Annotated in this window: 12 protein-coding genes, 1 tRNA gene and 1 rRNA gene; 13 read left to right on the forward strand and 1 reads right to left on the reverse strand. The window is 61.2% G+C overall.

Features of this window, described 5'->3' with window-relative positions; translation table 11 throughout:
- Positions 1–242 precede the first annotated feature (242 nt).
- The 12 genes from rpsB to rpmE all read left to right on the forward strand — a co-directional run bounded on the left by rpsB (position 243) and on the right by rpmE (position 11,792).
- Positions 243–1,049, forward strand: a complete 807-nt coding sequence (gene rpsB, locus K0S66_RS12515; protein WP_301075771.1) for a 30S ribosomal protein S2 — start codon at positions 243–245, stop codon at positions 1,047–1,049.
- A 163-nt stretch (positions 1,050–1,212) separates the two neighbouring features.
- Entirely contained in the window at positions 1,213–2,166 is a 954-nt protein-coding gene (gene tsf, locus K0S66_RS12520) for a translation elongation factor Ts (RefSeq protein ID WP_301075772.1), read from the forward strand.
- Between the two features lie 219 nt (positions 2,167–2,385).
- Positions 2,386–3,129 carry a UMP kinase gene (gene pyrH, locus K0S66_RS12525; RefSeq protein ID WP_301075773.1) on the forward strand — a complete coding sequence of 248 codons (744 nt, stop codon included), beginning with the start codon at positions 2,386–2,388 and terminating at the stop codon, positions 3,127–3,129.
- A complete protein-coding gene (frr, locus tag K0S66_RS12530; RefSeq protein WP_301075774.1) occupies positions 3,116–3,673 on the forward strand; it encodes a ribosome recycling factor in 558 nt (185 codons plus the stop codon). Before pyrH ends, frr begins: the two co-directional genes overlap by 14 nt.
- Positions 3,674–3,746: 73 nt before the next feature.
- On the forward strand, positions 3,747–4,466 hold the full coding sequence (gene uppS / locus K0S66_RS12535; RefSeq protein ID WP_301075775.1) for a polyprenyl diphosphate synthase: 720 nt from the start codon (positions 3,747–3,749) through the stop codon (positions 4,464–4,466).
- A 41-nt stretch (positions 4,467–4,507) separates the two neighbouring features.
- Positions 4,508–5,269, forward strand: a complete 762-nt coding sequence (locus tag K0S66_RS12540; RefSeq protein WP_301075790.1) for a phosphatidate cytidylyltransferase — start codon at positions 4,508–4,510, stop codon at positions 5,267–5,269.
- The gene (locus K0S66_RS12545) at positions 5,266–6,423 is read left to right on the forward strand and encodes a 1-deoxy-D-xylulose-5-phosphate reductoisomerase (RefSeq protein WP_301075777.1); all 1,158 of its coding nucleotides are present in this window, start codon (positions 5,266–5,268) and stop codon (positions 6,421–6,423) included. The genes K0S66_RS12540 and K0S66_RS12545 overlap by 4 nt, the downstream gene beginning before the upstream one ends.
- Complete coding sequence (gene rseP, locus K0S66_RS12550) at positions 6,420–7,553, forward strand: RIP metalloprotease RseP (protein ID WP_301075778.1); 1,134 nt, start codon at positions 6,420–6,422, stop codon at positions 7,551–7,553. Before K0S66_RS12545 ends, rseP begins: the two co-directional genes overlap by 4 nt.
- 52 nt (positions 7,554–7,605) lie before the next feature.
- Positions 7,606–10,335: an outer membrane protein assembly factor BamA gene (gene bamA / locus K0S66_RS12555; protein WP_301075779.1), complete on the forward strand. Its 2,730-nt coding sequence runs from the start codon at positions 7,606–7,608 to the stop codon at positions 10,333–10,335.
- Positions 10,335–10,970, forward strand: coding sequence for an OmpH family outer membrane protein (locus tag K0S66_RS12560; protein WP_301075780.1), 636 nt, complete (start codon positions 10,335–10,337; stop codon positions 10,968–10,970). Before bamA ends, K0S66_RS12560 begins: the two co-directional genes overlap by 1 nt.
- Positions 10,971–10,981: 11 nt before the next feature.
- The gene (fabZ, locus tag K0S66_RS12565; protein ID WP_301075781.1) at positions 10,982–11,458 is read left to right on the forward strand and encodes a 3-hydroxyacyl-ACP dehydratase FabZ; all 477 of its coding nucleotides are present in this window, start codon (positions 10,982–10,984) and stop codon (positions 11,456–11,458) included.
- Positions 11,459–11,561: 103 nt separating this feature from the next.
- Positions 11,562–11,792 carry a 50S ribosomal protein L31 gene (rpmE, locus tag K0S66_RS12570; RefSeq protein WP_301075782.1) on the forward strand — a complete coding sequence of 77 codons (231 nt, stop codon included), beginning with the start codon at positions 11,562–11,564 and terminating at the stop codon, positions 11,790–11,792.
- A gap of 398 nt (positions 11,793–12,190) precedes the next feature.
- On the opposite strand, the gene K0S66_RS12575 is transcribed toward rpmE, so the two are convergent.
- A tRNA-Ser gene (locus K0S66_RS12575) sits at positions 12,191–12,276 on the reverse strand.
- Positions 12,277–13,327: 1,051 nt separating this feature from the next.
- On the opposite strand from K0S66_RS12575, the gene K0S66_RS12580 reads away from it, so the two are divergent.
- Positions 13,328–13,663, forward strand: a 16S ribosomal RNA gene (locus tag K0S66_RS12580); the annotation flags it as partial.

Genomic DNA, 13,663 nt, shown 5'->3' on the forward strand with positions numbered 1-13,663 from the left:
TCACTATTCGACCGGGACTGCAACACGCTTCGTCGCTTTAAGACTGCAAGTTCCCCCTCTGTTCCGATCGATGTTCCACTTGCGTTCGCTTTAGTCAAGCGTGAATATGGCTTGCCTAATTCGGCCAGTTTCGCTAACCGCGCGGCCTCAACCCCGCATGGGAAGCATTAAACCACCGGTGTGCTGGCCTTTGAGGCTCGCACCAGCCGCTTCCCAGAGGCATAACCGGAAGGAAAATTATCATGGCGGCACCTGTCGTCTCGATGCAGCAGCTTATCGAAACCGGCGCTCACTTTGGACACCAGACTCACCGCTGGAACCCGAAGATGAAGCCGTATCTGTTCGGTGATCGCAACGGCGTCCACATCATCGACCTGTCGCAGACCGTTCCGCTCTTTGCGCGCGCGCTTGAGTTCATCAGCTCGACCGTTGCGTCGGGTGGCAAGGTTCTGTTCGTCGGGACGAAGCGTCAGGCGCAGGAGCCGGTAGCAGACGCTGCGCGTCGCTCGGGTCAGCACTTCGTGAACCATCGGTGGCTGGGCGGTATGCTCACCAACTGGAAGACGATCTCGAATTCGATCAAGCGTCTCAAGGCTCTTGAGGAGCAGCTGTCGGGTGACACGCACGGCCTGACCAAGAAGGAAGTGTTGCAGCTCACCCGTGAGCGCGACAAGCTTGAGATGAGCTTGGGTGGCATTCGCGACATGGGCGGCGTTCCCGACATCATGTTCGTGATCGATGCCAACAAGGAAGAGCTCGCGATCAAGGAGGCCAACACGCTCGGTATTCCGGTCGTAGCGATCCTGGACTCGAACGTGTCGCCGGATGGTATCGCGTTCCCGGTCCCCGCTAACGACGACGCCGCTCGCGCGATCCGGCTGTACTGCGAGGCAGTCGCCATCGCAGCGACCCGCGGCAATGCCGAACAGCAGCGCCGCGGCGGTGCTGATCTGGGTGCCATGGCGGAGCCGCCGGTCGAAGAGTCGCTCGGCAGCGACCCGGCAGTCGCTGCTGCTGGCACTGAGGAATCGCGCCAGGTCGACGCGTAAGCGTCAGCTTCGACAAGCTTTTCACCGTTCGTGCCGGGCTTGTCGGGGCGCCGTCTTCTTGCCGCAACCCAGCGGGAAGAAGATGGCACTTGGGCAGCCCGGGCGGACGGGTTTTCATATGAGCTGATCCCTGCCGAGGGGGTCGATAAGAAGGACTAGGACGATGGCCGATATCACGGCAGCAATGGTCAAGGAGCTGCGCGAGAAGAGCGGCGCCGGCATGATGGATTGCAAGAAGGCGCTCAATGAGACCGGCGGCGACATGGATGCGGCGATGGACTGGTTGCGCACCAAGGGTTTGGCTGCTGCGGCGAAGAAGTCCAGCCGGACCGCCGCTGAGGGGTTGGTCGGGATTGCCGTTCGCGGTACCAAGGGTGCTGCGGTTGAGGTGAACTCCGAAACTGACTTCGTCGCCAAGAACGATCAGTTCCAGCAGTTTGTTCGCGAAGTAACCGAGATCGCCCTCACGACCGGTGCTGATGTCGATGCGCTGAAGGGCGAGAAGATGCCCAGCGGCAAGACCGTTGACGAGGTTCTGACGAACAACGTCGCGACGATCGGTGAGAACCAGTCGCTACGCCGTGCAAAGACGCTCGAAGTGTTGAAGGGTGCGGTCGTGGGTTACGTCCACAATCAGCAGGCGCCGGGGCTCGGCAAGATTGGCGTGCTCGTCGCACTGGAGAGCGAGGCGTCGGACGAAGCTCTTCAGGCGCTCGGCAAGCAGTTGGCGATGCACGTCGCAGCGGCTTTCCCGAAGGCGTTGAACGAAGAAGATCTGGACGAAGCCGAGATCGAGCGTGAGCGCGCGATCGCTGCCGAAAAGGCCGGCGAGAGCGGCAAGCCAGCCGACATCATCGCGAAGATGGTTGAGGGTTCGATCGCCAAGTACCGCAAGGAGCATGCGCTGGTCAGCCAGCTGTTCGTAATGGACGGCAAGACCAAGATCAGCGACGTCGTGGCGAAGGCCGGCAAGGATGCTGGCACGCCGATCGTGCTCAAGGACTACGTCCGCTTTCAGCTCGGTGAAGGCATTGAGAAGGAAACGTCTGACTTCGCAGCGGAAGTTGCGGCAGCATCGGGCGTCCCGCAGGGCAAGCAGGCCGAGCCGGCTGCCTGAGTGCGGCGCCAGCGGCTTAGCCCGCCACGTTAAGAAATAATCGTCAGGTTTCGGGCCTGTCTCGGCGTTGGCTTGCTTCCCCTTCCAAGGGAGCATCCCACCGCGGGGCAGGTCCGATCCATGTTAGGCGTTGCGGGCCGTATCAGTGACACAGTGGTTGCGGGCTTTGGCACGCATCCCTAAGGTCCGCTCCGCTCTTCCCAACCCACATCGGAACACATGACCAGCCCCAAGTACAAGCGTATTCTCCTGAAACTCTCGGGCGAGGTGTTGATGGGGCCAGACGGGATCGCCATCGACCCGGCGGTCACCGCGCGCGTTGCGGAAGAGATCGCAGACGTGAAGGCGCAGGGCTATGAGTTGTGCGTCGTCGTGGGGGGCGGGAACATCTTCCGCGGGCTTGCCGCTGCGGCGCAGGGATTTGAGCGCGCGACGGCCGATTACATGGGCATGTTGGCCACCGTGATGAACGCTCTCGCGGTTCAGAACGCGCTGGAGCAGATCGGTGTCGACACGCGCGTGCAATCCGCGATCCCGATGCACTCGGTCTGCGAGCCGTTCATTCGCCGGCGTGCCGTTCGCCACCTTGAGAAAAACCGTGTGGTGATTTTTGCCGCGGGTGTCGGTTCGCCGTTCTTTACCACCGACAGCGGCGCGGCACTGCGCGCCGCGGAGATGAATTGCGACGCTCTCTTCAAGGGGACGAGTGTGGATGGCATCTATGATGCCGACCCCAAGAAGGTGGCCGGTGCATCGCGTTTCGAGACCATCTCGTACAACACCGTTTTGTCCAAGAACCTGAAGGTGATGGACGCCAGCGCGGTCGCCTTGTGCCGAGATTCCAATATTCCGATCGTCGTGTTCAACATCCGGGAGCATGGCAATTTCGCTGCCGTGCTCCGAGGTGAGGGCGTATCGACGATCGTCACCAACGAACAGGAGATGATCGATGCCCGCGTATAATAAGGCGGATCTCGAGCGCCGCATGGCCGGTGCGGTCGACGCACTGAAGAGCGATCTTTCCGGCCTTCGTACCGGTCGTGCGTCGACTGCCTTGCTCGATCCTGTCACGGTCGAGGTGTATGGATCGCACATGCCGCTGAATCAGGTGGCGACTGTTTCCGTGCCCGAACCTCGGATGCTGACGGTGCAGGTTTGGGACAAAAGCAACGTCGGCCCGGTTGAAAAGGCAATTCGATCGGCCGGTCTCGGCCTCAACCCGATCAACGACGGCACCACGCTGCGTCTTCCGATCCCGGACCTCACCGAAGAGCGCCGCAAGGAGCTCGCAAAGCTCGCCGGCTCCTACTCGGAGAAGGCAAAGATTGCGGTACGCAACGTTCGCCGCGACGGCATGGACAATCTGAAGACCGACGAGAAGAAGGGCGTCTTCGGAGAGGACGAGCGCAAGCGGCATGAAACCGAGGTTCAGAAACTGACTGACGCGACCATCGCGGAGATCGACGTCGCTGCTGCCGCGAAGGAAAAGGAAATCCTCGGAAAGTGACCGGGGAACAGCGAATGCTGTTGGAGGGGTCCGGGGGGGACGTCTCCGCCGTCTGCTCGATGAGGGCAGGGCGTTGACCGCTGCGCCTGTTCTGGCGACCGGCGGCGGTCCCGCTTTGCCGCGCCATGTTGCTATCATCATGGATGGTAACGGGCGCTGGGCTAAAAAGCGGCTGCTGCCACGTGCCGCTGGCCACAAGGCCGGCGTTGAAGCGGTGCGCCGCGTCACGCGCCATGCGCGGGCAATTGGTATCGAGGCGCTGACTATCTACGCGTTCTCATCCGAAAACTGGCGCCGACCAGCTGAAGAAGTCGGCGATCTAATGGGATTGCTGCGGCTGTTCATTCGTAGCGATCTTACGGAGCTGATCCGTGAGAACGTGCGGCTGAAGATCCTGGGCGACTATCGGAAATTCCCAAGCGACGTCGTGGCCTTGATCGACGATGCGGTTGTTCGATGCAGAGCGAATACCGGACCCGTGCTGGCAATCGCGCTCAACTATGGCGCGCAGGCTGAGCTGGTGCGCGCAGCCCGTCGCCTGGCCGAGTGCAAGGCGCCCGAGGAAATCGACGCTGCCGCGATCGAGGCGGAGCTTGAAACGCGTGACATGCCGCCGCTTGATCTTCTGATCCGTACGTCGGGCGAACACCGGCTATCGAACTTCCTGCTGTGGCAGGCTGCGTATGCGGAGTTGTTGTTCGTGGACACGCTCTGGCCAGATTTCGGACCTGCGGACCTAGACGCGGCCGTGGTCGCCTTCGGCAACCGGCAGCGGCGGTTCGGAGGCCTGTGACAACACCTGACGCAAAGTTGCGCACGCCATCCAATCTGCGGATGCGCATGATGGCGAGCGTGGTGATGATCGCAGTGGCAAGCGCCGCCCTGTGGTTCGGTGACATTCCCTTCTGGCTACTGGCGGTCGTCATCGCATTGTTCATGATGGCCGAATGGTCGGACTTGCAAAAGGTGACCGCTCGCGAAAAGCGGCTGGCACAATATAGCTTGTCGGTGCCGCTTGCGGTGATGGCACCGGCCAGTCTGGTGCTGGAAGTGCACGATTTTTTCGCCCTGGGGCTGTTGGTCGGCGCGGCGTTCTTCGTCGCCATCGCTACCAAGCGCCCCGCGCTGGGCCAGGGGGTGATCTATTGCGGCTTGCCGGTACTGGCGCTCATCTTCCTGCGACGGCAGGATGAGGGACTGCTGTGGGCGTTCTGGGCGCTGTCGCTGGTTTGGGCGACAGACATCGGCGCGTTCTTCGCCGGCCGCTCGATCGGGGGGGCGAAACTCGCGCCCAAGCTGTCGCCTAACAAGACATGGGCGGGTTTGATAGGCGGCGTTATCGCGGCAACCGTCCTGGCCGTGGCTCTGCACGTCCAATATGGCTTGCCTTGGCGGATGACGCTCGCCACGCCGTTCCTGGCGGTACTGGCGCAGGGAGGCGATCTTTATGAAAGTTGGCTCAAGAGGCGCGCTGGCGTGAAGGACTCGGGCAACATTCTGCCTGGCCATGGCGGCTTGCTAGACCGGCTGGATGGTGTCGTACCGGTTGCCCCGGTCGCCGCGCTCCTCGTTGTGGTGCCGTACCTGTACCGATGAAAACAGTCACGATCCTTGGTGCCACCGGCTCGGTTGGCACGTCCACGCTCGACCTGGTTGAGCGCGCGCCCGGTGCGTTCGAGGTGGTCGCGCTTACTGCCAATTGCGACGTCGAGGGGTTGGCCGCGGCCGCGATCCGCACTCGCGCCAAGCGCGCAGTTGTCGCCGATGTAAGCTGTCTTGAGTCCCTCAAGGAGGCGCTGTCGGGCACCGGTGTGGAAGCGACAGGCGGTGCTGCGGCTGTTGAAGAAGCCGCTGCCATGGGAGCCGACGTCACCGTCGCCGCCATCGTGGGTTGCGCCGGACTAAAGCCGGTTATGGCAGCAGTAGAGCAGGGCGGCACATTGGCACTGGCGAACAAGGAAGCGCTCGTCTCGGCCGGTGAAGTGATGAACCGCGCCGTCCGGCAAAGTGGCGCGACGCTGCTGCCGGTCGACAGCGAACATAGCGCGATCTTCCAGTGCCTTGATGCAAGACTGGCGGAGCGCGTGAGTCGGATCATCCTGACCGCCAGCGGGGGCCCGTTCCGTGACCGCCCGTTGAGTGAAATGCAGGACATCTCGCCCGAGCAGGCGGTCGCGCACCCGAATTGGTCGATGGGCGCCAAAATCTCCGTCGATTCGGCAACCATGATGAACAAGGGCCTCGAGCTTATCGAGGCGTATCATCTCTTCCCGGTTACATCCGACCAGATCGAGATTGTCGTTCATCGGCAGTCGGTGATCCATTCGATGGTCGAATATGTCGACGGATCGGTGCTGGCGCAGCTTGGCACCCCCGACATGCGAACCCCGATTGCGTGCGCGCTGGCGTGGCCGGACCGCATGGCGACACCGGGGGACCGCCTCGATCTGATCAAGGTTGCTCGTCTGGATTTTGAAGCCCCGGACGAGGAGCGTTTCCCAGCGCTGCGGCTGGCCCGCGAGGCCTTGAATGAGGGTGGCGGACGGCCCGCGATCCTTAATGCCGCCAACGAGATCGCCGTGGCGGCGTTTCTCGCAGGCCGAATTGGGTACCTCGAAATTGCCGCAATCGTTGCGGATACACTGGGTCGCTTCGCCCCGACGGCACCCGACACCCTTGATGCGGTCCTGGAAGTCGACCGGGAAGCAAGGGTGATCGCGGAGGAGCGTGTGAAGGAACGCGTCGCTTGATCGAAACTCCCGGCCTGCTGCTTACGCTGCTCGCCTTCGTCCTGGTCATTGGCCCACTGGTCTTCGTGCATGAGCTGGGTCACTACCTTGCTGCGCGATGGTTTGGCGTAAAGTCCGATGCATTCTCGATCGGGTTCGGCCGTGAGATCGCCGGCTGGACTGACCGCCGGGGCACTCGCTGGAAGCTCGGCTGGATGCCGCTGGGCGGCTATGTACGCTTTGCCGGCGACATGAACGCCGTCAGTCAACCTTCGGCCGAGTGGCTCGCCATGCCGGAAGAGGAACGCAACCAGACGTTCCAGGCGAAGCCGGTTTGGCAGCGTGCAATCATTGTGGCTGCTGGCCCCATCGTCAATTTTCTGCTGGCGATGCTGATTCTCGGTGGTTTTGCGATGGCCTATGGCGACACGCGCACACCGCCAGTCGTCGGGACGGTGGTGGAGGGCAGTGCGGCCGCGAGCGCCGGGTTGAAGCCGGGGGACCGGATCGTCCGGTTGGGCGATCGGGACATCGACGTCTTTGAGGACATGCTTGCGTTCACCCGCATCCATCCAGAGGAGAAGACGACGGTCGTCTTCGAGCGGGACGGACAGGTCCAGACGCTGCCGGTCACGATCGGCGTGGACCAGCAAACCGACCGGTTCGGCAATCACTATCGGATTGGCATGCTCGGCATCGCCCGCGGAGAGCGTGCAGCGGTACCAGTCGGATTGCTCGAGGCTCCTATCGTGGCGGTCCGGCGAACCGGTGAAATCGTCTCAATGATGGTGCAGACCATTGGTCAGATCATCACCGGCCGGCGTTCCGTCAAGGAACTCGGCGGGCCGCTGTCGATTGCGAAGGTCTCGGGTGAGCAGATCACGCTGGGCGCCGAAGCGTTCGTCTTCTTGATCGCGCTGGTTTCCATCAACCTTGGGTTCATCAATCTGCTGCCAGTTCCGATGCTCGATGGCGGCCACCTCCTCTTCTATGCGGTCGAGGCGGTGCGTCGTAAGCCGGTGGGCCCTGAAGTTCAGGAGTGGGCATTTCGCGGTGGACTGGCAGCGATCCTGGGTCTCATGTTGCTGGTGACCTTCAACGATCTTGGAAATTTCGGACTGTGGCAAAGCCTCGCAAGCTTGATCGGCTGACGATTCAAGGGCAGGGCGCGTGCAGGGGCTTGTTTGGGCTTACCGGGGTGGAATGGTGACTATTTTGAACACTTCGTTTGCTCGACCGCGCGCTGCGGCCATGTTGCTTGGCTGCACGATGCTGGCTGGTGTCCCGACGATCGCCGCTGCTCAGAGCGTGCCCGCCGGTGCAGCGACTCAGGCGCCGCAGCAGCAGTCTGCTGCTCCGACACCTGTCGCACCGCCAGTCGAACGGACGATCCGTTCGCTTCGGGTTGAGGGCTCGCAGCGAATCGAGCCGGACACCGCGCTTAGCTACACCAAGCTGCGGGTCGGCCAGACGTATACCAACGAGTCGCTGGATCAGGCGATCAAGGATCTCTACGCCAGCGACCTGTTTGCTGACGTGACCGTGGCCGGAGCTGAAACCGGCGACATCATCCTTCGTGTGCGCGAAAATCCGATCATCAACCGGGTGATCCTTGAGGGTAACAAGCGCCTCAAGGACGACAAGATCACGAAGGAAATCAAGCTCAAGCCGCGCCAGGTCTTCACTCGTACCGCTGTTCGTCAGGACGTGGCGCGGATCGTGGAGCTGTATCGCCGTCAGGGCCGGTTTGGCGCGAGCGTCGAGCCGAAAATGGTGTCGCTCGACCAGAACCGTGTCGATGTCGTGTTCGAGATCAGCGAAGGGCCAAAATCCAAGGTCCGTCAGATCAACATCATCGGCAACGAGGTGTTCGACGACGACAAGCTGCGCGAGCAGATGGCGACGAAGCAGGCGCGCATCTTCCGCCTGCTGTCATCCAACACGACCTACGATCAGGATCGTCTGGCCTACGACCAGCAGAAGCTGCGTCAGTTCTATCTGACGCAGGGCTATGCAGATTTCCGCGTGACCAGTGCCGTCGCGGAGCTGACCCCCGATAAGGAAGACTTCATCATCACTTATGTGGTGGAGGAGGGGCCTCGCTATAAGTTCGGCGATATCACCGTTGACAGCGATATCCGCGACTTCGACGACAAGGCGCTGGCGAAGACGCTGCCGCTGAAGAAGGGCGATTGGTACAATGCCAAGCTGGTCGAGGACACGGTCGACAGCTTGAGCCAGACCACCGGTCTGTTTGGCTACGCCTTCACGGAGATCAGTCCGGAGTTCCAGCGCGATCGCGACGCGTTGACCATGTCGATCAACTTCCACATTGGCGAGGCGAAGCGAACCTACGTCGAGCGGATCGAGATCACCGGCAACACGCAGACGCAGGATAAGGTAATCCGCCGCGAAATCCGGCTGGCGGAAGGCGATGCCTTCAACAGCTTCCAGGTGCGCCGTTCGCAGGATCGTATCAACAGCCTTGGCTTCTTCCAGGACAAGTTCGAGATCAAGCAGACGCCGGGCTCGACGCCCGATCGCGTCGTGCTGACCGCCAATGTCGAGGAACGCGCGACCGGCGAATTGCAGCTGTCCGCTGGTTTTTCGAGCCTTGAGCGGTTCATTCTTCAGTTCAACCTCACGCAGCGCAACTTCCGCGGCAAGGGGCAGGAACTTCGCTTTGGCGTGAACTATTCCAGCTACTCGAAGTCGGTCGAGCTGGGGTTCACCGAGCCTTACCTGTTCGACAAGAACATCGCCGTCGGCGTCGATGTGTTCCGTCGTGACTTCAATGCGTTCAACTTCGTCAACAATCGCCGCGAGACGACTTACAGCCAGGTTTCGACTGGGTTCCAGGTTCGCGCCGGCGTTCCGCTGACCGAATATTGGTCGCTGTCGGCTCGCTACGGCCTGTCGTACGACGAAGTGACGCTCGACCGGACGGCATTCTTCCGTGACGGGCAGTGCGATCCGCTGCTGGCGGGTAGGTATCTGTGCGATGCCCTGGGCAATCGCCTGACGTCCTCGGTTGGCTATTCGTTGATCTACGACAGCCTCAACAGCCGCTTGCGGCCTTCTGCTGGCCAGCGGTTCACTTTCAGCCAGGACTTTGCTGGTCTGGGCGGCGACGTGAAGTACCTGCGTACTCGTGCAGATGCCGCCAAATATTGGGGCATCGGTGGCGGCTTCATCCTCTCTGCGCTCGCGGAAGGTGGCTACATCCACCCGCTTGAGGATAGCCCGCGTCCGGGCGTCGACCCGATCCGCATCACTGATCGCTTCTATTTGGGCGAGCCGCAGTTTCGCGGTTTCGACATCCGCGGCGTTGGCCCTCGCGTGCTTCGTCAGTATTTCACGACCGACCCGAATGGCGCGCAGGTACTGATTACGGATCGCGACCAGATCATCGACGACGCGCTGGGTGGCAAGGCTTACTACCTTGGTCGGATCGAGCTGGAGATTCCGCTTGGCTCGGGCGCGCGTGAGCTTGGCTTGCGGCCGTCGGTCTATGTGCAGGCCGGCAGCCTGTTCAATATTACCCGGCCAGAGCCGACGGCGGTATTCCCGACAACGACCGATGCGAACGGCAACACGATCGTGCTGCCGCTCCCTCTCAAGGACGCCGCGGGTAACCCGCTGTACTTCTACTCGACGCCGGCGGGGGCGAATGTATCCACCACGTGCGCGGCAGGTCTACCGGACGGCAGCGGCGGGTGTAACGGCATCATCCCGAACTCGCCGCAGATCGCATCGCAGCCATTTGTCGAAACCTTCCTCGGCAATTCAGCAAAGCCGCGCCTGTCGGTCGGCTTCGGCGTGAACTGGACATCGCCCTTCGGGCCGCTTCGGATCGATGTGGCCAAGGCCCTGATCCAGCAGCGCGGCGACGACGACAAGCTTATCACTTTCAACGTAGGGACTCAGTTCTGATGACCAAGTTCAAGCTCATGCTGATGGCCGCCGCGATCGCGGTCCCCGGTACCATTGCTGCGGGCAGTGCCTCTGCACAGGTTTCCGGCATTGCTGTTGCAAACCCTGAGCAGGCGATCGCCAACTCGAAGGCATGGACTGCTGCCCGCGCACAGATCCAGTCCACCTACAAGACGCAGCTGGATCAGGCGAATGCTCGCCGCAACGCGATCCAGGCTGAGCTTCAGCCGCTCGTGACGGCCTATCAGACCGCAGCACGCGCGCCGGGCGCTTCCGAGGCATCGCTGCGTCCACAGGCGCAGGCTATCCAAACCAAGCAGCAGGCTGCACAGCAGGAACTCACCCGGCTGACCCAGCCGGCGCAGCGCGCCGAAGCCTATGCGATCGAGCAGATCAGCGCGAAGCTGAATGACGCGGTTCAGGCGGCAGTGCGCGCCCGCAACGTCTCGTTGCTGCTGCGCCCGGAGGCCGCCCTGTTCGCCCAGCCGGCAGCTGACATCACGTCGTCGATCACGGCAGAACTCGACAAATCCGTGCCGAGCGTCGGCATCACGCCGCCTGCCAACTGGCAGCCGGGTGGCCAGGGCCAGCAGGGCGCCGCGCCAGCACCGGCCGCACAGCCGCAGGGCCGCTGAGCTAGTCGCAAATGACTGATGTGCAGACAAATGCCGCCATCGGCCCGTTTGATGTAACCCGGGTGATGGCGGCCCTGCCGCATCGCTATCCGATGCTGCTTGTCGACCGAATCGAGACGCTGGTTCCGGACCAATCGATCGTCGCCATCAAGGCAGTGACGATCAATGAGGGCTTCTTCCAGGGACATTTCCCTGGTCGGCCGATCATGCCCGGCGTGTTGATCGTAGAGGCGCTGGCCCAGGCGGCGGGGGTACTCGCCGTCGAGAGCCTTGGCCTCGCGGGCACTGGCAAACTGGTCTACTTCATGTCGATCGATGGCGTGAAGTTCAGGAAGCCAGTCGAGCCGGGGGTGCTGCTTCGTCTTGATGTCAGCTTCGTCCAGAAGCGCGCGCGTGTTTGCAAATTTGCCGGGCGCGCCTTGATCGATGGCGATCTGGCGGCTGAATGCGAATTCACTGCGATGATTGCGGATCCTCCCGCCGCGTGATCCCAATGGCCTATTAGCATCCATTTGCATCGGCCGCGGCCCTCTGTTAGGCGCGCCGCTTCCTTTAGGCTGGTCGGTAACCAGCCACTTCGGAGATTGAAACGTGAAGAAAGATATCCACCCCGATTACCACATGATCAAGGTCCAGATGACCGACGGCACGGTGTACGAGACTCGCTCCACCTGGGGCAAGGAAGGCGACACCATGACGCTCGAGATTGATCCGCTGGCGCACCCGGCTTGGACCGGCGGCAAGGGTCAGATGCTCGATGCTGGGGGCCAGGTGGCCCGCTTCAACAAGCGGTTTGGTGGCGGACTTACGCTTCGCAAGTAATCCTTGCCCGCTAAATAAATGCTGCGCCGTAGCTACGGCTATCGAAAGGCTGGCACCTTTGCAGGTGTCAGCCTTTCTTATTGTCGATACAACTTTAAACAGGAGGGCGGGGGTTGCAGTGACGTTTTAGCGTTGGTCGCGCAGGACCAGGCATCTGCTAACCGCGAAGTTGACATCTGCGCTCGGGCCTGTGGGTTAATGAAGCAGGCGTCACTGCTATCAATGGGGCCTCAATCATCTTTCAGCCAGTTCAAGACTCGTCCGCTGAAATCAGTCAGATGGATCAGGAATAATGAGAACTTGTAGAGGCTTGGGTTAAGCAGATCAGGCAGCGAGGTTCTCAGTTGCTCATTCGAAGCTGCGCATCTCATTGATGCACGTCCTAAATAGAAGGCAGCCGGACGGGGTGGGATTCGAACCCACGGTAGGCGGAACCTACGGCGGTTTTCAAGACCGCTGCCTTAAACCACTCGGCCACCCGTCCAGGCGAGGGCTCCTAACCACCCCAATCTGTTAACGCTAGTGGTTTAGCGAACGTACAAGCCACTTTTGGCCGCTTAAGGGCAGGTTTAAGCCCTGCTTTGAAACTGGCGAGCTCAGTCTGCCTACGCTGGCAGGCTCGAATTCCTGACCTAGAGTCATTTTGCTGGGGATGAGGGCCGCGGCTGCGCAGCTCCTTCTGGTGCCCAGGCTTATCGTCGAACCCATCATGGCCGCTCTCCAGATGTAGGCGCGCACCGTGCAGAGGATCTGACGTCGAGTTCCCCAGGACTTGGGCCCTCATGATGACCTTGCGGCCGGCGCACCCTGGGGAGCGACAACAAAGTCGTATGGCTATAAGCTCCGTACATGAGCCGTGGCTTGCCACCGGTGGCACGCTACCGTGCTTTCACGGCAGCAGGGCGCACGGTAAGCTGGAAGGCGCCGCTTTCCGGTCCTTAGGGCCACCTGTGCCACTTCGTGCGCTCTGTGATGCGCCGGCTAGCGCAACCGGTGCAGCAGACCATCCCGTTGGTTGTGACTGCAGCAACTATACCGCTCACACGAGGATACAGTCGCTTCCGACACCACGAAATTTAGTCGAGGGTAGTGGATCGCCGGCACGGCTTGTCAGGTGTCGCCTAGCGCGGTTTATACTCCTGTAGCGAATATGAGCCGCCTACTTACCGTCAAGTTGGAGGCGCGGGATTCGCGGCGTAGCGCAGTTTGATGGTTGGCATCGTTGAGCGCCTTAGCGTCGCCCGCTCGACCCTTTCTAAGGGCGCCCGCTCGGCGGAGACGAGACACAACAAATTGTAGTTGACAGGAAAAAGCGGTCCACCTAGATGGGTGTCACCGCAGCGGTGGCCCGGACGGGTTGCTGGAGTGGTTAGCGAAAACAAGGCGCCATGGCCGCCCCGGTAAAAGGGGGTTAGCTAAGCCAAGCCTGACCTGTATGTCCTTTGTTACTTATCCACAGTAATAATTTGTGCAGGTTGGGCTCCCTGAGATGCCTGCCTTGATCTGGCTATTCCGCTGGGTTGGGGTGGTGACATGAACTTGAGAGTTTGATCATGGCTCAGAATGAACGCTGGCGGCATGCCTAACACATGCAAGTCGAACGAAGGCTTCGGCCTTAGTGGCGCACGGGTGCGTAACGCGTGGGAATCTGCCCCTTGGTTCGGAATAACAGTTAGAAATGACTGCTAATACCGGATGACGACGTAAGTCCAAAGATTTATCGCCGAGGGATGAGCCCGCGTAGGATTAGCTAGTTGGTGTGGTAAAGGCGCACCAAGGCGACGATCCTTAGCTGGTCTGAGAGGATGATCAGCCACACTGGGACTGAGACACGGCCCAGACTCCTACGGGAGGCAGCAGTGGGGAATATT

The sequence above is a fragment of the Sphingomonas sp. genome (genome assembly GCF_029239295.1).
Classification (GTDB): domain Bacteria; phylum Pseudomonadota; class Alphaproteobacteria; order Sphingomonadales; family Sphingomonadaceae; genus Sphingomonas.

Bases quoted from the DNA above. Each gene is read 5' to 3' on its own strand.
- rpsB (WP_301075771.1), top strand. From the start codon at position 243: ATGGCGGCACCTGTCGTCTCGATGCAGCAGCTTATCGAAACCGGCGCT.
- tsf (WP_301075772.1), top strand. From the start codon at position 1,213: ATGGCCGATATCACGGCAGCAATGGTCAAGGAGCTGCGCGAGAAGAGC.
- pyrH (WP_301075773.1), top strand. From the start codon at position 2,386: ATGACCAGCCCCAAGTACAAGCGTATTCTCCTGAAACTCTCGGGCGAG.
- frr (WP_301075774.1), top strand. From the start codon at position 3,116: ATGCCCGCGTATAATAAGGCGGATCTCGAGCGCCGCATGGCCGGTGCG.
- K0S66_RS12540 (WP_301075790.1), top strand. From the start codon at position 4,508: ATGCGCATGATGGCGAGCGTGGTGATGATCGCAGTGGCAAGCGCCGCC.
- K0S66_RS12545 (WP_301075777.1), top strand. From the start codon at position 5,266: ATGAAAACAGTCACGATCCTTGGTGCCACCGGCTCGGTTGGCACGTCC.
- bamA (WP_301075779.1), top strand. From the start codon at position 7,606: ATGGTGACTATTTTGAACACTTCGTTTGCTCGACCGCGCGCTGCGGCC.
- K0S66_RS12560 (WP_301075780.1), top strand. From the start codon at position 10,335: ATGACCAAGTTCAAGCTCATGCTGATGGCCGCCGCGATCGCGGTCCCC.
- fabZ (WP_301075781.1), top strand. From the start codon at position 10,982: ATGACTGATGTGCAGACAAATGCCGCCATCGGCCCGTTTGATGTAACC.